This window comes from Oricola cellulosilytica, assembly GCF_019966575.1.
Taxonomy (GTDB): domain Bacteria; phylum Pseudomonadota; class Alphaproteobacteria; order Rhizobiales; family Rhizobiaceae; genus Oricola; species Oricola cellulosilytica.
Map to the genome: position 1 here is coordinate 326741 of NZ_JAINFK010000005.1, position 17910 is coordinate 344650.

16 protein-coding genes and 2 tRNA genes are annotated in these 17910 nt (G+C 58.9%); 10 read left to right on the forward strand and 8 right to left on the reverse strand.

Features of this window, described 5'->3' with window-relative positions:
* Positions 1-241: 241 nt before the first annotated feature.
* From LC298_RS13985 to LC298_RS14005, 5 genes are all read right to left on the reverse strand, one after another.
* Positions 242-3061 carry a valine--tRNA ligase gene (locus LC298_RS13985; RefSeq protein ID WP_131570441.1) on the reverse strand — a complete coding sequence of 940 codons (2820 nt, stop codon included), beginning with the start codon at positions 3059-3061 and terminating at the stop codon, positions 242-244.
* 92 nt (positions 3062-3153) lie between these two features.
* Positions 3154-3975 carry a PopZ family protein gene (locus tag LC298_RS13990; RefSeq protein ID WP_131570439.1) on the reverse strand — a complete coding sequence of 274 codons (822 nt, stop codon included), beginning with the start codon at positions 3973-3975 and terminating at the stop codon, positions 3154-3156.
* A gap of 412 nt (positions 3976-4387) precedes the next feature.
* Complete coding sequence (locus LC298_RS13995) at positions 4388-5056, reverse strand: protein-L-isoaspartate O-methyltransferase family protein (protein WP_131570437.1); 669 nt, start codon at positions 5054-5056, stop codon at positions 4388-4390.
* A 259-nt stretch (positions 5057-5315) separates the two neighbouring features.
* Positions 5316-5389: transfer RNA gene (locus LC298_RS14000), tRNA-Cys, on the reverse strand.
* Between the two features lie 66 nt (positions 5390-5455).
* Positions 5456-5635 carry a hypothetical protein gene (locus LC298_RS14005; RefSeq protein ID WP_317851179.1) on the reverse strand — a complete coding sequence of 60 codons (180 nt, stop codon included), beginning with the start codon at positions 5633-5635 and terminating at the stop codon, positions 5456-5458.
* 269 nt (positions 5636-5904) lie between these two features.
* On the opposite strand from LC298_RS14005, the gene LC298_RS14010 reads away from it, so the two are divergent.
* The 5 genes from LC298_RS14010 to LC298_RS14030 all read left to right on the forward strand — a co-directional run bounded on the left by LC298_RS14010 (position 5905) and on the right by LC298_RS14030 (position 11106).
* A tRNA-Asn gene (locus tag LC298_RS14010) sits at positions 5905-5979 on the forward strand.
* Between the two features lie 145 nt (positions 5980-6124).
* Positions 6125-7585, forward strand: coding sequence for a cryptochrome/photolyase family protein (locus tag LC298_RS14015; protein WP_131570655.1), 1461 nt, complete (start codon positions 6125-6127; stop codon positions 7583-7585).
* Between the two features lie 20 nt (positions 7586-7605).
* A complete protein-coding gene (locus LC298_RS14020) occupies positions 7606-8955 on the forward strand; it encodes an NAD(P)/FAD-dependent oxidoreductase (protein WP_131570653.1) in 1350 nt (449 codons plus the stop codon).
* Positions 8956-8961: 6 nt separating this feature from the next.
* Positions 8962-9801 carry a DUF1365 domain-containing protein gene (locus tag LC298_RS14025; protein ID WP_131570433.1) on the forward strand — a complete coding sequence of 280 codons (840 nt, stop codon included), beginning with the start codon at positions 8962-8964 and terminating at the stop codon, positions 9799-9801.
* An 18-nt stretch (positions 9802-9819) separates the two neighbouring features.
* Positions 9820-11106: an SAM-dependent methyltransferase gene (locus tag LC298_RS14030; protein WP_131570431.1), complete on the forward strand. Its 1287-nt coding sequence runs from the start codon at positions 9820-9822 to the stop codon at positions 11104-11106.
* A gap of 29 nt (positions 11107-11135) precedes the next feature.
* Here LC298_RS14030 and LC298_RS14035 read toward each other — a convergent pair whose 3' ends face one another.
* Entirely contained in the window at positions 11136-11972 is an 837-nt protein-coding gene (locus tag LC298_RS14035) for an SDR family NAD(P)-dependent oxidoreductase (RefSeq protein ID WP_131570429.1), read from the reverse strand.
* Between the two features lie 86 nt (positions 11973-12058).
* Positions 12059-12721, reverse strand: a complete 663-nt coding sequence (locus LC298_RS14040) for a ChrR family anti-sigma-E factor (protein WP_131570427.1) — start codon at positions 12719-12721, stop codon at positions 12059-12061.
* A gap of 213 nt (positions 12722-12934) precedes the next feature.
* Between LC298_RS14040 and LC298_RS14045 the strand changes: the two genes are divergently transcribed.
* The 5 genes from LC298_RS14045 to LC298_RS14065 all read left to right on the forward strand — a co-directional run bounded on the left by LC298_RS14045 (position 12935) and on the right by LC298_RS14065 (position 16768).
* A complete protein-coding gene (locus LC298_RS14045) occupies positions 12935-13969 on the forward strand; it encodes a cysteine synthase A (RefSeq protein ID WP_131570425.1) in 1035 nt (344 codons plus the stop codon).
* A complete protein-coding gene (locus tag LC298_RS14050) occupies positions 13969-14712 on the forward strand; it encodes an alanyl-tRNA editing protein (protein ID WP_131570651.1) in 744 nt (247 codons plus the stop codon). Before LC298_RS14045 ends, LC298_RS14050 begins: the two co-directional genes overlap by 1 nt.
* 11 nt (positions 14713-14723) lie before the next feature.
* Positions 14724-15581 (forward strand): 3-mercaptopyruvate sulfurtransferase, encoded by an 858-nt coding sequence (gene sseA, locus LC298_RS14055; protein WP_131570423.1) that lies wholly within the window; start codon positions 14724-14726, stop codon positions 15579-15581.
* Complete coding sequence (locus LC298_RS14060; RefSeq protein ID WP_131570421.1) at positions 15578-16162, forward strand: GNAT family N-acetyltransferase; 585 nt, start codon at positions 15578-15580, stop codon at positions 16160-16162. The genes sseA and LC298_RS14060 overlap by 4 nt, the downstream gene beginning before the upstream one ends.
* A gap of 264 nt (positions 16163-16426) precedes the next feature.
* Positions 16427-16768, forward strand: coding sequence for a DUF1203 domain-containing protein (locus tag LC298_RS14065; RefSeq protein ID WP_317851180.1), 342 nt, complete (start codon positions 16427-16429; stop codon positions 16766-16768).
* 14 nt (positions 16769-16782) lie between these two features.
* On the opposite strand, the gene ald is transcribed toward LC298_RS14065, so the two are convergent.
* Positions 16783-17901, reverse strand: coding sequence for an alanine dehydrogenase (gene ald / locus LC298_RS14070; protein WP_131570419.1), 1119 nt, complete (start codon positions 17899-17901; stop codon positions 16783-16785).
* Positions 17902-17910: the final 9 nt, after the last annotated feature.

Here is a 17910-nt window from a genome sequence, read left to right on the forward strand (position 1 = left end):
GCACATTTTGGACAGATCTTTGCCGCAATCGCGTCGCGCATGCGTTGAAGAGAAATCGTGGGGCGAAAATCGCAAATCTTACGTTAACGTCAAATAGGTTTACGTTACGAAAGGACCGCGAAAATCCGCCCGAAATAGCGTAATTTTTACCTCGCCGTGCTATAAATCGGACCCAAATTCGGAATGTTGCAAAACTGACACATTCCGCCAGTTTGTGAGCTAACGGCCCGGCCGACATCGATCAGAGGCCGCCGATTTCCTCGATCCGGGCAAGCGCCGCCCTGAGCGAATCACGTTCAGGCACCGCAGCGGCGAGTTTCTCGCGCTCGCCGGTGACAACTTCCGGCTTGGCGTTTGCAACGAATTTTTCGTTCTTCAGCTTGCCCTCGAGCTTGGCGATATCAGCTTCCGCCCTCGCGATCGCCTTTTGCAGGCGCGCACGTTCCGCTTCAACATCAATCAAGCCTCCCAAAGGCAGACAGGCTGTCGCTTCACCGATCACGATTTGCGCCGATCCGGGAGGAACGTTGCTCTCCAGCACAATGTCCTCAACGCGCGCCAGTTGCTTCAGCGCCGGATCGTTGCGCAACAGGCGTCCGCACGTTGTGTCATTGGCGTTGACCACGACCAGGGGAGCGGTCGCCGACGCCGGAACGTTCATCTCCGCGCGAACCGAGCGAATACCGGTGACCAGTTCAATCAGCCAATTGATTTCGTCGGCGGCGTCGCGATCTTTCAGTGTGGGCGATGGCCAGGCCGCGTGACAGACAAGAGTCTCCCGGCTATCGGAGGTAAGCGCCCAAAGCTCTTCCGTCATGAAGGGCATGAACGGATGCAAGAGCTTGTAGATACCATCCAGCACATATGCCGCGCAGGCCTGCACTTCCGCCTTCGCGTCCTCGTCGTCACTGTTGAAGACAGGTTTCAGCAGTTCCAGATACCAGTCGCAGAACGTGTTCCACACGAACCGATAGGCTGCGCCGGCGGCATCGTTGAACCGATAACCGTCGATGCCCGCGGAAACGTCACGCGCCGCGCGAGTGAATTCGGTCAGGATCCATCGATTTATCTGAAGCTTTGCGTTTTCCGGTTTGAAGGAAGGATTGGTTTTCACCCCGTTCATCTGGGCGAACCGCGTTGCGTTCCAGAGCTTGGTGCCAAAATTGCGATAGCCGGCAATGCGGGAGGGATCGAGTTTCACATCCCTGCCCTGCGCCGCCATGATCGCGAGAGTGAAGCGAAGAGCGTCCGCGCCGTATTCGTCGATCAATTCCAGCGGGTCGATGACATTGCCCTTGGACTTCGACATCTTCTGCCCGAACTTGTCGCGTACCAGCGCGTGAACATAGACCGTTTCGAATGGCTCGACCGGCTTCCCCTCGCTGTCCTTCATGAAATGCAGACCCATCATCATCATCCGCGCAACCCAGAAGAAGATGATGTCAAAACCGGTAACGAGCACGTTCGTTGGATACCACGTCGCGAGTTCTTCGGTCCGTTCCGGCCAACCAAGTGTTGAGAAGGGCCAGAGCGCCGACGAGAACCACGTATCGAGCACATCCTCGTCCCGGGTCAGATCGACGGCTCGACCATAATGAGCTTCCGCCGCCGATCGGGCTTCCTCCTCGCTCTTCTCCACGAAGACTTCCCCGTCCGGTCCGTACCAGGCGGGGATCTGATGTCCCCACCAAAGCTGGCGTGACACGCACCATGGCTGGATGTTCTCCATCCAGTTGAAGTAGGTATTCTCCCACGTCTTCGGTACGAATTTGGTGCGGCCCTCACGGACCGACGCAGTGGCAGGCTTGGCCAGGGTCCCGGCATCGACATACCACTGGTCCGTCAGATACGGCTCTATCGGCACGCCGCCTCGGTCGCCATGGGGCACCTGGTGCTTGTGCGGTTCGATCTTGTCGACCAGTCCGCGCGCCTCCATCAGCGCCACGACACCCTTGCGTGCCTCGAAGCGGTCGACTCCATCGAGCGCCGCAATCGTCTCCGAAAGCTCAGAGACCTGATCCAGGTCATTGAGAAAATCAGGGTTCTCCTTAAGCGAAATCATACCGTCCGGGGTCAGAACGTTGACGGCCGGAAGGTTCTGCCGCTTGCCAACCTCGAAGTCGTTGAAATCGTGAGCAGGCGTCATCTTCACTGCTCCGGTCCCGGCTTCAGGATCGGGATATTCGTCGGCCACGATGGGAATGCGACGGCCGACAAGCGGCAGGATCACATGTCTTCCGACAAGCTCCCGGTAGCGCGGATCGTCAGGATGCACAGCAACCCCGGTGTCGCCGAGCATCGTTTCCGGCCGTGTCGTCGCGACCACCAGATAATCGCGTGCTTCATACCCGGCCGGATCGCCGTCGGAGGGTTTCCAGGCGGCGCGATTACCCTCCTCGTCGAGATTGAACGGATGCTCGTAGGTTGCGCCATCGGCCAGCGGATAGCGGAAATGCCAGAGATTGCCCTCGACCTCGATCTGCTCGACCTCGAGATCCGAGATCGCCGTCAGCAGCTTCGGATCCCAGTTCACCAGGCGTTTGTCCTTGTAGATCAAACCTTCCTTGTAGAGGCGAACAAAAACTTCCAGAACGGCCGCGGACAAGCCGTCATCCATGGTGAAACGCTCGCGCGACCAGTCGCATGACGCGCCCAGTCGCTTGAGCTGGTTGAAGATCATCCCGCCGGACTCGTTCTTCCACTGCCAGACGCGCTCGATGAACTTCTCGCGGCCCATTTCCCGCCGGCTCGCGTTCTCGCCCGATTGCGCCAGCTGCCTCTCGACCACCATCTGGGTCGCTATGCCGGCATGATCCATGCCCGGCTGCCACAATACGTTGAAGCCCTTCATCCGGTGATATCTGATCAGTATATCCTGGAGGGTATTGTTGAGCGCGTGGCCCATATGCAGGGAGCCGGTGACGTTCGGCGGCGGAATGACGATGCAGTATGGGTCGGCGCCTTCCGTCGCCCCCGCACCCGCCCTAAATGCGTCCGCCTCTTCCCAAGTTTTGGCAATTCTCGGTTCAACGCTGGCGGCGTCAAAAGTCTTATCGAGCATGAGGAATGGTCCGCAAACAAGGTCGGTAGTGTCGCGCTCGTGTAAAGCCGCCCCCAACCGCCTGTCAACAAAGGGCGTCGCCGGTGATCCGCTCAGGCGCCGCGCGGCTCTCCGCGGGCAATTCGCTCAATTTCAGCGCGAACGAGCCGCTCTACCAGCGAAGGCAAATTATTGTCCAGCCATTCCTGAAGCATGGGCCTCAGCATCTCCTCCGCAACCGAGTCGATATCGACCCGCGTGCGCTCCAGGCGTCGGGAAAAATCGGAGAAGGACTGAGTGACGGCTTGCGTCACAGCACTCGACATCAACGACGGAACTTCCTGGGACTTGGCCACATCTTCGCGTGTCCCCTCCTCCAGGGATCCCCGCAACAGGCTTGCGACTTCCTGAAATGCGCCGTTGTCGGACTCCGAAAATCGCGATCCGTATTTTGCCCGACGCTCCGCAATGAGCAGATCTCTGTCGAGCCCGCTGAACTCTGCTTCGAGCGCGGCCTCGATCTCAGAAATATCCGGCTCGGGAAATGGGCTCTCAAGAGGTTGCCGCTCGGAAGCCTCAGCGCCGTCACGGCCGACCGCTGCTTGCCCGGAGGTGCGTTTTTGACTTGCAAGATAATCCTCAATCGCCGCGGTGATATCGTCCCCAGGCGTTGCTACCGTCTGAAGCGGCTCGCTTGAGGAGCTTCGTGAAAACTCCCCGAATACCGGAACGGCTGCTTGATCTCCCGCATCATTCGCCGGTGCGGGCACAACGGTCGCCGGCGCAAACTGCATGCCCGTGTCGCCGGGCGCTTTCTCGACCCTCTCTGTTGTGACGCCCCGGCTTTTGCTTTCGCCAGCATCAATGATCCGGCGGATCGAAGCCAGAATCTCGTCCATTGATGGTTGTTCGCGAAGTGCGTTACTCTGTCCCATCGATTTTCCCCAGCGTGCCGTAACTACGGCGAATCACGCTGCAACGATAACTTATGACTTGCCCATTGAGAATCCTCGGGGGCGCAAGCGCGAGCGTGACCCACAGCAATTACGCGGCAAATTTATTGCAGCGACGGTAGACGTCCGTCAGGCGGCAAACATGCGAATCGCGGTTCCCTTCGGGAGTGCGGAGTGATCTGCACAACGCCGACACCACGTCCAGAACGGTCGTGCGGGCGGTCAGCACGCTAAGCGCTTCGGATCAACCGACCTTTCTCGACCAAACGAAATTGCCCAGAGCGAACCCGGCGGCACGCAAGTTTTTTCTGGAGCAGCGGAGCGCGCAGCTTCCAATTTGACCCGGCAGTTCGATTGGAATTCGGCGGAGTTGCCGCCGCGCTACCTTACCGGTTCAAAATACGAAAGCCGGCTCCTTTTGAAATCCGGGCAGCGGCTTTACGCTCAGATTGAAGGCCCTTCGGCCGGAGATATTTTTGCCGTCGCGAACGAAGAGGTTAGCGAAGGCCCCTAATCCGTGCCCCACGACCGCGACCATCCGTCCGCCATCCTTGAGTTGATCGAACAGCGCCTCGGGCACCTCCTCGATTGCTCCGCCGATAAAGATGACGTCATAAGGGCCCTCGGCAGGATAGCCCTCACGCAACGGCCCGGTCACTACGGCCACATTGTCAAAGCCGTTATCGACCAGAACCTCAGTAGCACGCCCAGCCAGATCCTCGTCGCTTTCGAGGGCAATCACGGCGCCGCCCAGCTTGGAAAGGACCGCGGAGGAATAACCGGTGGCGCAACCGATATCCAGAATCAGATCATCCTCCTGCACATCGGCAAGCTGGACGAGCTTTGCAAACGGCGAAGGCTCCATGAGATACCGTCTCACCCCGTTCGTCGTTGCCAGTTCGATGTCGTCGTCGATGTAGGCGAAGGGTTTGCGCGCGTCGGACACAAACTCTTCCCGCGGAACGGCAAGAAGGGCTTCCACAATCCTCAAATTGGTGACGTCGGTCGTCCGTACCTGTGTATCCACCATTGATTGGCGCAAATCGGCGTAATTTTGCCCCATGGCTTCAAACCCGTTTCTCTTTTCCGGTCCATGCCTCGGCGAGACCTCGCCGAGCGATCACAATGAACTTTGGCTTCTATGGTCTGTGCAACCGACGATCAAGAGCAATGGACAATAAGGTGTCGACCGCAATTGCCAACATATCTTTACCAAGCAGCACGGAGCTTCGGGAAACCGCATTTGAGACCGTAGCGCACCCTCACTGACACTCCAGAACCAACGCGCAGTCGAAATGCGCCTCGACGTTTGCCGGAGGTTGTGGAGGCCTCGCCCGGAATCGAACCGGGGTGCAAGGATTTGCAGTCCTCTGCGTAACCACTCCGCCACGAGGCCATTCCATGGATGTGGTGTATGGCGCGTCCTGTTAACAGAGGGATTTTCGCCCGGCAAGCGTCCTTATCATTGGCGTCCCTGTTTTTCCTTCCGACCGAAGAACTTCACGGCAAGCTTGCGCCGCCAACGCCGCACGGCGGGAATATCCTGGGAGAGGACAAGTACCCCCAGAGGCAGCATCCAGAAGCCGACAACGGGCAGAAAGCCGACGACGCCACCGATGATCAGGAAAGAGCCGAGAACCATTCGCCCCTGCCGACTGCCCGGTACAGGCATGTCGCGGCCAAACACCCGAATTTTTCGCCGGCGAGGCTTTCCGGACTGGGGCGACGCTTCATCGGATGTCTTAGTCATCTCAAATCGACGCCCACGAAAAAGAAAGGTCGCCGGGCCGGGCTTGATTTACGCTCGAGGAGTAATTGCACATGTCTCTCATCACGGTAAAAAAAGTTTCTTTCTCGCCTTGGCAAATCGGAACGACCTTTGATATAGGCTCGCTCCAGCTTGAGCGCTATTCCCCGGTAGCTCAGCGGTAGAGCAACCGGCTGTTAACCGGTTGGTCGCTGGTTCGAATCCGGCCCGGGGAGCCACCTCTCGATGGACGGTCGCCATGTCAACGCATTGGCGGCCGTTTTGCATTGCCCCTCCACATGTCCGTTCCATTTCTGCTGATCCAGAGCGCAGGCTACTGCGTAAGGCGCTGCAATAATTGTTTGCAAGTGATTGGTGAACGACATTCCCGCCGGTGAACCCCGCCACGCTCCCATAATCGTCTGGTTCCGCAACGATTTGCGGACTGGAGACAATCGTGCGTTGTCCACGGGGTCTAGAACCGGCGTACCGGTAATTCCGCTTTACATACTTGAGGACGAAGAGGACGGTTCAGCAACCCTGGGAAGCGCGCAGAAATGGTGGCTGCATCACTCCATTGAAGCGCTTGCTTCGCGACTGGCGAGTATGGGCACTCCTCTGATACTGCGCCGCGGGCGGGCGCTCGAGGTTCTTCACTCGGTCGTTTCCGTTACAGGCGCTCGGACGGTTCTGTGGAATCGTCGCTACCTGCCGTCACATTTAGCGCGCGACGCGGAGATCCAGCAGGCCCTTCAAATCGACGGTGTGACAATTGAAAGCTCCGAAGGGCACATTCTCCATGAGCCGACACAGATGCGTACCGTCTCGGGGGGGCCGTACCGGGTTTATACACCGTTCTGGCGTGCGTTCTCCAGCGGCATGGAGCCACGCCCGCCGCTAGCGCGGCCTGAAAGCCTGATGCCCATTGGCATGTCACTGCAGTCCGATCGTCTCGAAGACTGGGGGCTATTGCCCAACGGACCGGATTGGTCTGCCGGCATCGCCGCGCAATGGACGCCCGGCGAAGACGGTGCCATCACACGCCTTGACGCCTTCCTGGCAAAGAGGCTCGCGGGCTATGGTGAAGACCGTAACGTTCCTTCGATTGACGGCACGTCGCGCCTGTCCCCCCACCTGGCGTTCGGCGAGATAACGCCGTTTCAGATCTGGCACGCAACGGAAATGTCCCGGGACGAGGTCCCGACAGCTGACCTTCAGACATTCCGCAAGGAGCTTGTGTGGCGCGAATTCTCCTATCACCTCCTGGTCAACTGTCCGGATCTGCCGACCGCGAATTACAATTCCGATTTTGACAAGTTTCCGTGGAGAGAACCGGGCGACCTCCTGTCCGCCTGGCAGCGCGGACGCACCGGTTACCCGATCGTCGATGCAGGCATGCGTCAGCTCTGGCAGACCGGCTGGATGCACAATCGTGTACGCATGATCGTCGGTTCGTTTCTGGTCAAGCATCTGCTGATCGATTGGCGCCACGGCGAAAAATGGTTCTGGGATACGCTGGTCGACGCCGATCCGGCATCCAACAGTGCCAGTTGGCAGTGGATCGCGGGTTCCGGCGCCGACGCATCTCCCTATTTCCGCATCTTCAATCCGATATTGCAGGGCGAGAAATTCGACCCCACCGGAGAATACGTCAAACAGTTTGTCCCGGAGCTGGCGGATATTCCGGCGAAGTACATCCACAATCCTTGGGAGGCTCCCGCTTCCGTACAGAGTGAAGCGGGTGTGAGGCTGGGAGAGACCTATCCCCGTCCAATCGTTGAACATCGGCGAGCACGCGAGCGTGCGCTCAACGCCTATCACGCGATGAAAGGAAAAACTGCTTGACCGTGAATTTCGTTGCGCCGCTGAAGGCGGAAACCAGGGGGGCCAGAAAGAAGATTGCCGTGATAGGCAGCGGCATATCGGGCCTGGCCGCGGCATGGTCGCTTTCCAAGCGTCATGACGTCACCCTCTATGAGGCCGAAGACCGACCCGGCGGCCATACGTGTACAGTCGATGTAGACTATGACGGCTCGCAAATAGCCGTGGACGTCGGATTTATCGTCATGAACGCCCGAAACTATCCAAATCTGACCGCCCTGTTCGAGCACTTTGGTGTACCGGTCGAGAACTCGAACATGAGCTTCTCACTCTCGCTCGACAACGGATGGCGTGAATGGTGCGGCGAGAACCTGCTTACGCTGTTCGCCCAGAAGCGCAATCTGCTATCACCCTCATTCTGGTGGATGCTGAAAGAGATCCTCCGCTTCAACCGCCAGTGTCTCGTCGACCGCCAAGCCGGCCATTTGGACCGGATATCGATCGGTCAATATCTAAAGGCGCGACGATTCTCCGCGCGCTTCCGAGACGATTATCTGATCCCTATGGCGGCGGCCATCTGGTCGACGCCGCGGATCAGAATGCTGGACTTCCCCGCGCGGTCCTTCGTCAACTTCTTTGAGAACCATCGCCTGCTCGAGACAACGCCGCCGAGTTGGCAAACCGTCTCCGGAGGTTCGAGGACGTATCTCGGGAGGGTGTTGTCGGACTTTGAGGGCGCGCTGCTTACGGGGACACCTATCCGATCCGTGAAGAAGGTTGTTGGCGGAGTGGCGGTGACAAACATGTCAAGATCGACAGCGCTCTTCGACAGTGTGGTTCTGGCTTCGCATACGGATCAGAGCCTCGCCATGCGCGGCAGCGACGCGTCTGACGAGGAACGTAGCATCCTCGAGGCAATTCCTTACAAGTCGAACCGGGTCGTTCTCCATCGCGACCCATCGTTCATGCCACGTCGCCCGGGAGCCTGGGCCGCTTGGAATTACCTGCGCGACGCGAGCACCGGTGACGAGAGCGAAATCTGCGTCACCTACTGGATGAATCGGCTTCAAAATCTGGACAATACCAGGCCGCTCTTCGTAACGCTCAACCCCGTCCGCGATCCGGCGCCGGGAACGATTTTCGGCGAGTGGATCTTCGACCACCCCCAGTTCGACGACAGTTCGTTCGAAGCCCAATTGCGGCTCAATCGGATCCAAGGTAAAGGCGGAATCTGGTACGCAGGCGCATGGACTGGCTACGGCTTTCACGAAGACGGTCTGCGATCCGCCCTGGAGGTCGCATCGGCGCTAGGCGGCGTCATACCCTGGCGGGTCGATGCCCCCGCTGCCGCTCCCTCAAGTGCTCATCTTCCGGCGATTCAAGCGGCAGAATAGGCAACGATGATGGAGACCGACCACGCAGCCTTTTTTCCTCCGGTTCCGGAGGCCGCGCGCCTCTATCCCGGGAAGGTCATGCATGCCCGGTTGATGCCGTTCGGCCACCGGTTCACGTACCGTGTCTTTTCGCTGCTCATAGATCTCGATCGACTTTCCGAAGCGGAGGGAATGTCCCGTCTTTTTTCCGTCAATCGCCGCAATTTCGTTTCGTTTCATGAACGCGACCATCTCGACGAGAAGGCTAACCGGGACGGACTTCGGTCATACGTCGACCGGTTGTTGGGAAATGCGGGCGCCAATCCTGCCGGACGCATACAGCTCCTCTGCTATCCACGCATCTTCGGCTATGTCTTCAACCCCCTCTCAGTCTATTACTGTTACGGTGGGGACGGGACGCTCAGCGCGCTGATCTACGAGGTGCGCAATACCTTTCGTGAGCGCCATACCTATGTGTGCCCGATAGAGCCCGGCGAGATTACGGCTAGCGGCCTGCGCCAGGAGCGCACCAAGATCTTCTACGTTTCACCCTTCATCGATCTCGGCACCCGATACCTCTTTCGGATGACTCCGCCGGGCGATACGGTACGCCTCCGGATACTGGAAACCGAGGGCGGCAAGCCGCTCCTTTCAGCCACGTTTAGCGGCGAAGCAGAAGACCTGACGACAGCCAATTTGTGCCGTCAATTGATCCGCTTGCCGTTCATGACGATGAAGATTCTGCTCGGGATCCATTGGGAGGCCCTGAAACTCTGGATCAAGGGCGCGAAATTCCACTCACGCGGCACGCCCCCCGCGCCAGTCAGCTATCGCGACGCTGGGCATGGGTTGGACCCCGCCGAATGATGAAGTTAGTTTGTTCCAATGACTGACAACGACGAGGTTGCCATTCGGGGACGTGGCGAAACCATCGCGGACGAGCTGATCAGTAATGCCGTGCACATCACCCCCGAGAACATACGCCACTGTCTTCGCGGAATTCCGCTGAAGGCGCGCCTCGCCCTTGGGGCTATCACACAGCTTCCGTTCGGATCCTTGATACTTCGCCTGCCCGACAAGCGAGTGATGAAAATAGGCGGAAACAATCCCGGCCCCGATGCGGTCGTGATCCTGCATAACTGGAATCTGCCCAAGCGCGCTATCTCCGCATCCACCGTGGGTATCGGCGAAAGCTACATGGATGGAGATTGGGAAAGTCCGGATGTGACCACCTTTCTGGAGCTGTTCGTTGCCAACGAAGATCTCGGTTACAAGATCGCCGAGGCAAGCCCGATTGTCCGCGCCGTCCACAGTTTCCGCCACTGGCTTAATCGCAACACCAAGACAAGGGCGGCGAGGAACATCTCCGCGCACTATGATTTGGGCAACGAATTCTACAGCCACTGGCTCGACCCGAGCATGACCTATTCCTCTGGACTGTTTTCGGAAGGTGCACACGATCTCGAAAGCGCGCAGGCGGCCAAGTATCGAGCTCTCGCTGAGGCCACCGGGATTCGGCCTGAGGATCACGTTCTCGAAATCGGTTGCGGCTGGGGCGGCTTCGCGGAATTCGCGGCTCGCGAGATCGGCTGTCGCGTGACAGGACTCACCCTCAGTCGCGAACAGCTCCGTTTCGCTAACGAACGCGTCTACGCTGCGGGCCTCTCGGACAAGGTGCGCCTGAAGTACCAGGATTATCGGGACGAGACAGCAACATATGACAAGGTGGTTTCAATCGAGATGTTCGAGGCTGTCGGCGAAAAATATTGGCCGAAGTATTTTTCCAAGGTAAGCAGCGTGCTGGCTCCGGGAGGGCGTGCCGGCCTTCAGATCATAACCATAAATGAGAAGGCCTTTCCCGATTACCGGGCGAGCCCGGATTTCATCCAGCGCTATATCTTTCCAGGCGGCATGTTACCGACGCCACAAGCTCTGCACCGCCTCACATCTGAAAATGGCCTGGCCCAAATCGGCGAGCGCATCATGGCCCAAGACTATGCACGCACCCTCAAGCTGTGGCGCGAGCGGTTCTGGGAGGCTTGGGACACGATCAGCGCGCAGGGTTTTGACGAGCGTTTTCGCCGCATGTGGGAGTTCTACCTGCACTATTGCGAAGCAGGCTTCCGCGACGAGTTCATTGACGTCCGGCAACTCGTCTACGCGCGAACGTAGCGCGAGGCCGATGCAGAGGCCGCAATTTATTATCCCGTTCGAGTTTGCGCCGCGGGCGTGGTGTCCCGAAAATCGAGTTGACGCTTGTGCCATCCCGTCATGCGCTTCATAAGCCAGAAATATACCGGATGCGGCAGCATTCGCAGAAACTTCAGCGTGTAGGTGAACCGGCGGGGGAACGTTATTTCGAAGCCGCCGCCTTCGATACCGGCAATCATCTGATCGACGGCCTTCTCGACAGGCATGAGCGCCGGCATCGCGAAGTCGTTCTTCTCCGTGAGGGGGGTATCGATGAAACCCGGATTCACGATCTGAATACGGATGTTCATCTTTTCGAAGTCGAACAGCAGCGATTCCGCCATATGAGTGAGTGCAGCCTTGGATGCGCCGTAGGCCGATGCAGCGGGAAGCCCGGAGTACCCGCTTACGGACCCCACGAGGACGACCTGCCCCCTACCGGCAGCCTTCATGCGTTCAATAAGCGGCACAAGACCGTTCAAAACTCCAAAAACATTGATCTGGTAGGTCTTGACGAAATTTTCGATCTTCATCGCCTCGCCGTGCGTCGGAAAGTAATTTCCGGCGTTGAAAACCGCCAGTCGGATCGGCCCGACTTCGCTCTCGATCCTATCCACTAACTCGGCCATCGCCTCGCGATCGGTAACATCACAGGCAAATGGATGGATCGAACCGTTCATCCCCTCAGTCCCGTCTGCAAGCGACTGGAGCTTGTCCTCCCCGCGTGCGGTGGCCGCGACAGTGTAGCCCCTACGCGCCATCTGCAGTGTGAGTTCCCTCCCTATCCCGGAACTCGCACCTGTGATCCAGGCCACACCTTCGCCGGCCATTACGCGATAGAGCGTCATCTCACAAAGCTCCCTTTTGAAACCAACACCCGCTGCCGGCCCTGCGTGGCAAAAAAACGAATTCGATTGCTGATTTTCGCGGGGTTTCAGCCCAAGCCAATAATGTCGCTTATCCGCTGGTGCAACGGGCCAGTCAGCCGCAGAGGCCCGTCAGTGACCGCAAATCCGATGCACGCTCGGCCGGCTTCCGCAATCGGCCGGTGGGAAACGGCATCGTCTGCAATCGAAATATCACCGCGTCCATACCGTCCCCGGTTGTCGTTGAAAGCACCGTCCAACACCAGCGTGAGCTCTATCCCCTCATGGGTGTGGGCCGGGATTGGACGCCCCGCCTTGAGCCAGAACATCGAAACGTGACAGCCGTCGATATCGCCAAGTTCGAATTCCCGAAAGCCGGGCATTTTCGTCCGCCAGGGGATCGTGTCGACGGTATGGCCTACGAATTCCTGAAGCGCCTTCGGAAGAATCGCGCAGCCCGCTTCCTGGGAGCGGGACGTATCGGAACCCCTTGCCTCCTGAGTCGAGGATGCGAAGACGGTGTCCAGCATAGTTTCCCGCGACGCAAGCGCAGCCGGAATTTCGCTGAACAGGAATTCACCCGCCGCGCTTTCAACTCCGCTGAGGAGCGCACGGCTGGGCGCCGACAATTCCAGGTGCGACGATACCAAAACCTCCACAGGTTTGGGCAGCCTACCAGCCGCGTACCGCGCGAGTAACGCGTCTAAATTCTCGAACTTGTGCTCGACCATGACGTCACATCGATTTTGGACGAACTCCGCCCACCCGTTTGTTTGACATCGATACGCGGGCTGATGCAATCCGGATCACTCTGGAAACGGATGTGGCAATATCATTTTTTCCAACGTGTTCAGGGGCATTAACTGCCGGTTCTCGCAAAGAAATGTGCCTTGATGCGCTTCCTGCAAGACCATAGTGTCCGGGGAAATCGAAAGGGACGGATCATGCATGACTCGGTGATCGGCGCAATCGGCAGCACACCACTCATCAAACTCAGGCGGGCATCCGAGGAGACCGGTTGCACAATTCTCGGCAAGGCGGAATTTCTCAATCCCGGGCAGTCGGTCAAAGACCGTGCGGCCCTCTACATCGTCCGCGATGCGGAGCAGAAAGGACTCCTGCGCCCCGGCGGAGTGATTGTCGAGGGAACGGCAGGAAATACAGGCATCGGCCTGTCGATGGTTGCCAAGGCTCGCGGCTATCGCACCGTGATTGTTATCCCGGAGACGCAGACGCAGGAAAAGAAGGACGCGCTACGCCTCGCGGGCGCCGAACTCGTGCAGGTCCCGGCGGTACCCTACCGCAATCCCAACAACTACGTCCGTCTCTCGGGCCGCTTGGCCGAGCAGATCGCAGCCAGCGATCCGAACGGCGCAATATGGGCGAACCAGTTCGACAATGTGGTCAACCGTCAGGCGCACGTCGAAACGACAGCTTCCGAAATATGGCGCGATACCGACGGCAAAATCGACGGCTTCATCTGCGCGGTCGGATCGGGCGGAACGCTGGCCGGCGTCGCAGAAGGGCTTCGCGCCAGCAACAAGGATGTGAAGATTGGCATCGCTGATCCGATGGGTGCGGCGCTTTATTCCTTCTACACGACCGGCGAACTGAAGTCCGAGGGATCGTCGATCACCGAAGGCATCGGCCAGGGCCGGATCACCGCGAACCTTGAGGGCTTTACACCGGACTTCGCCTACCAGGTCCACGACAATGAAGCATTGAACATCGTCTTCGCACTGGCCCAGGAAGAGGGCATGGTGATGGGCGGATCGACTGGAATCAATATCGCAGGCGCCATTCGAATGGCGAAGGAACTGGGCCCCGGCCACACCATTGTGACGATCCTGTGCGATTATGGCATTCGCTACCAGTCCAAGATGTTCAACCCCGAGTTCTTGCGCTCTAAACACCTGCCGGTTCCGGAATGGATGGAACATACGGCCAATATCGACGTACCCTTTCAGGATGTTGCATGATGCCTCGTGAGGTGAAGGCATTGTTTCGTGACGATGCTTATCTTTCAACGGCAGAGGGAACGGTTTCTGCAGTGAACGATCGCGGCGGGATAATTCTTGATCAGACATGCTTTTACGCTACCTCAGGAGGCCAGCCCGGTGATACGGGGTTCCTTGAACGCGCCGACGGCTCGAAAATCGCGATCTCGGCAACCGTGTGTGGCGAGAACAAGGACGAGATAATCCATGTTCCCTCGAACAATCAGCCTCCGCCGTCAGTTGGCGAGAAGCTGGTGACCCATATCGATTGGGACCGCCGTTACAAGTTGATGCGTATGCACACCGCCTGTCACTTGCTAACGGTCGTGTGCCCCTACCCGATCACGGGTGCCTCGGTAGGCGAGGAGGAAAGCCGCGTTGACTTCGATATTCCCGAGATGGACGGCGACAAGGCAAGCGTCAGCGCTGCCCTGATGAATCTGGTATCTGCGAACCATCCGGTGTCCACGAAATGGATCACGGAGGAAGAGTTGGCTGCCAATCCCGCCCTGATCAAATCGAAGAATGTCCGACCGCCTTCCGGCGCCGGCCGCATCCGCCTCGTATGCATCGGCGACGCGGCTTCGGTCGATAGCCAGCCCTGCGGCGGAACGCACGTCACCGAAACGCAGGAAGTGGGCGACATCCATATCGGCAAGATCGAAAAGAAAGGGCGCGAAAACCGCCGTTTCCGCATTCGCTTCGGGCCGCTGCCCGCAAATTGACAGGCTGGAACATGAGCAAGAAAAGCCCCTTTGTCGTCTCCGCCGAATGGCTGGTGAAACACCTGAAGGATCCCGGCCTCTCGATCATCGATGGCTCCTGGTATCTGCCCGCTCAAAACCGTGACGCACGCAATGAATACGATCAGGCCCATATACCTGGCGCGGTCTTTTTCGATCATGACGAGGTGGTCGACCCTGACAGTGCGCTGCCGCACGCCCTGCCCTCGCCCTCGACCTTCGAACAGCACGTGAGTGCAATGGGAATAAACCGCGAGGACACGATTGTCGTCTATGACGGCCCGGGCATGTTCACCGCGCCCCGGGTCTGGTGGATGTTTCGCGTGATGGGCGCCGATAAGGTCTTCATTCTCGATGGCGGCATCGACAATTGGAAAGCGAACGGTCACATCGTCACCGACAAGCCGACCAAGATTGCGCCGACCGCTTTCGTACCGAAGCCCGACTTGTCGCGCGTTGCCACCTTCTCCGACATGTCGGCAATCGTCGGCGATCCGACGTTCCAGATTGCCGATGCGAGGAGTCCCGGCCGCTTCAGTGGAGAAGAGCCCGAGCCACGAACCGGAGTGCGATCCGGCCACATGCCCGGCGCTCGCAACGTGCCGGTAATGACGCTATCTAACAACGGCTATTTGAAAGATTTGGAATCCCTGCGCAAAACGCTAGAACAGGCGGGAGTAGACCCGAACAGGCCGGTGGTCACCACCTGCGGATCGGGGGTTACGGCAGCCGTGATATCGCTGGCTCTGGAGTCGCTTGGCGCCGTCGATCACCGGCTCTATGACGGATCATGGTCCGAATGGGGCATGCGTGACGACACGCCTGTCGAAACAGGCCCGCCAAAAACATGACTGGATCTATGAACGCCAGGTCGGTGCCCCTCGAAACCACCGTCACCTTTCTCGAGATGACCAGTCCCCCGGCGAAACGCTACGCCCTGCCTCTCGGTGTCAACGCCGTCGTCTTGCGGGCCGAGAAGCCCCCGCTGCCCTTCTACCGCTACCTGCAGTTCCACGTCGGATATCCGTGGAACTGGGAGCAGCGCCTGCGCATGAACGACGACGCGCTGGCGCGTCAGGTCCATGCCGACGCAACTGAGATCTACGTTCTCTACCTGGACGGCGCCCCCGCAGGCTTTTTCGAAGTGAACCGGCGGGATCGGACGCGCCCGGATCTCGCCTATTTTGGCCTCATGCCGCATGCGAGCGGCCGCGGTCTCGGCCGCTGGTTTCTGGGCCGAGCTCTCGAGGCATGCTGGTCGGACGATGCGACTAAGGTGACCGTCAATACCTGCACACTAGACCACCCCGCCGCACTGCCTCTTTATCAAAAGTTGGGGTTCCAACCCTATCGCCAGGCACCGGGCCAGGTGACGCCGCTTGCGGCCCTCGAGCTGCAAAAATTGGCTGAACAAGGTGTGGTCCAGCGCTGAATCGTGGTTCAGGGCTAGATGACGGCTTTGGCATGAAATCGCCTGACGTAATGCGCGTCAGGAATCGGGTGGCCGCCGAGACCCTCGTGCGCCAAACATTCGCGGGTATTTCATCGTGAGCAAGGTTGGAGCGATGTCCGCAATCCGTTTCCTGCCAATCGAAACCGGGACCGCGCGCGCCCTCCAGCGAGGCGGGCCGGATGCCTACGGGCGACCGCCGGAAATTGCGATATCCCGGGGCACGGAACGCCTTGCCGCCTTTGCATGGAGAATATTGCAGCTGGTGAGGAATACCTCATCCTTGCCCATCGCCCCTTTCCGGAAGCGCAGCCTTATGCGGAAACAGGCCCGATCTTTCTCCACAGGCGTGAATGCGAGGCAGCCGCCCCAAGCGGCGATTTACCCCAAATCCTGCGCCAATCCGAAGAATACATTCTAAGGGGCTATGGGGCCGATCAGCGAATCCGTTACGGCTCAGGCAAGGTCGTCTCGCGCGCGCAGATGATCTCCTACGCCACCGCACTCTTGGGCGATCCCGAGACCGCTTTTGTCCATGTACGTTCCGCGTCTAACAATTGCTATCAGGCACGCATCGAGCGTGCCTGACAGGATTTTCGCAGTCAGGCGACCTTGAGCAGTTCCTGCGGCGCGGCCATTTCATAGCCGAGCGCCTCGGCAACCGCCTTGTTGGTGATCCGTCCACGATGCACATTGAGGCCGTTGCGAAGGTGCACATCGTCGACAAGCGCCTTCAGCCCCTTGTTGGCAAGCATCAGCCCGTAGTGCAGCGTCGCGTTGTTCAGCGCATTGGCCGAGGTGACCGGGACTGCACCCGGCATGTTGGCGACACAATAATGCACGATGCCATCGATTTCGTAGGTCGGTTCGGAATGCGTCGTCGCCTTCGAGGTTTCGAAGCAACCGCCTTGGTCGATCGCGACATCGCAGAGCACAGCACCCTTCTTCATGCCGCCCAGCATTTCGCGGGTGACAAGTTTCGGAGCCGCAGCGCCGGGGATCAGAACCGCGCCGATAACGGCATCGGCTGAAAACACTTCTTCTTCCAAAGCTTCGACGGTCGAATAGCGGGTATGAACCCGGCCATTGAAAATGTTGTCGAGTTCACGCAGGCGCGGCAGCGAACGGTCGAGAATGGTCACGTCCGCACCCAGTCCGACGGCCATCTTGGCGGAATTGATTCCGACGACACCGCCTCCGATGACGGCGATCTTCGCCGGCAGTACACCTGGGACGCCGCCCAGCAGAACACCGCGGCCGCCATTGGCCTTCTGAAGCGCGGTCGCCGAGGCTTGTATCGCCAACCGCCCGGCGACCTCGGACATCGGTGCCAGCAGAGGAAGACCGCCACGCTCGTCCGTCACCGTCTCGTACGCGATTGCAGTGCACCCGCTCTCGACCAAGCCCTTCGTCTGCTCTGGATCCGGCGCGAGGTGCAGATAGGTGTAGAGAATCTGACCCTCGCGAAGCATCTTCCATTCCGAAGACTGAGGCTCCTTGACCTTTACGATCATGTCGGATTGCGCGAAAACATCTTTGGCGCTGTCGACGACCTTGGCGCCCGCTGCGGAATATGCCGCGTCGTCTGCGCCGATACCTGCCCCGGCATTGGTCTCAATGATTACCGTGTGGCCATTTGCGACATACTCTCGAACCGACCCTGGGGTCAGCCCCACCCGGTACTCATGATTTTTGATTTCCTTAGGGCAACCGACGCGCATGTCTCTACT

What these genes read in the sequence shown, in the direction of transcription:
- LC298_RS14050 (WP_131570651.1), top strand. Translation starts at nt 13,969, where the DNA reads ATGCCTCGTGAGGTGAAGGCATTGTTTCGTGACGATGCTTATCTTTCA.
- LC298_RS14045 (WP_131570425.1), top strand. Translation starts at nt 12,935, where the DNA reads ATGCATGACTCGGTGATCGGCGCAATCGGCAGCACACCACTCATCAAA.
- LC298_RS14065 (WP_317851180.1), top strand. Translation starts at nt 16,427, where the DNA reads ATGGAGAATATTGCAGCTGGTGAGGAATACCTCATCCTTGCCCATCGC.
- LC298_RS13985 (WP_131570441.1), bottom strand. Translation starts at nt 3,061, where the DNA reads ATGCTCGATAAGACTTTTGACGCCGCCAGCGTTGAACCGAGAATTGCC.
- LC298_RS14025 (WP_131570433.1), top strand. Translation starts at nt 8,962, where the DNA reads ATGATGGAGACCGACCACGCAGCCTTTTTTCCTCCGGTTCCGGAGGCC.
- LC298_RS14005 (WP_317851179.1), bottom strand. Translation starts at nt 5,635, where the DNA reads ATGGTTCTCGGCTCTTTCCTGATCATCGGTGGCGTCGTCGGCTTTCTG.
- ald (WP_131570419.1), bottom strand. Translation starts at nt 17,901, where the DNA reads ATGCGCGTCGGTTGCCCTAAGGAAATCAAAAATCATGAGTACCGGGTG.
- LC298_RS14035 (WP_131570429.1), bottom strand. Translation starts at nt 11,972, where the DNA reads ATGACGCTCTATCGCGTAATGGCCGGCGAAGGTGTGGCCTGGATCACA.
- LC298_RS14030 (WP_131570431.1), top strand. Translation starts at nt 9,820, where the DNA reads ATGACTGACAACGACGAGGTTGCCATTCGGGGACGTGGCGAAACCATC.
- sseA (WP_131570423.1), top strand. Translation starts at nt 14,724, where the DNA reads ATGAGCAAGAAAAGCCCCTTTGTCGTCTCCGCCGAATGGCTGGTGAAA.
- LC298_RS13990 (WP_131570439.1), bottom strand. Translation starts at nt 3,975, where the DNA reads ATGGGACAGAGTAACGCACTTCGCGAACAACCATCAATGGACGAGATT.
- LC298_RS14060 (WP_131570421.1), top strand. Translation starts at nt 15,578, where the DNA reads ATGACTGGATCTATGAACGCCAGGTCGGTGCCCCTCGAAACCACCGTC.
- LC298_RS14040 (WP_131570427.1), bottom strand. Translation starts at nt 12,721, where the DNA reads ATGGTCGAGCACAAGTTCGAGAATTTAGACGCGTTACTCGCGCGGTAC.
- LC298_RS13995 (WP_131570437.1), bottom strand. Translation starts at nt 5,056, where the DNA reads ATGGGGCAAAATTACGCCGATTTGCGCCAATCAATGGTGGATACACAG.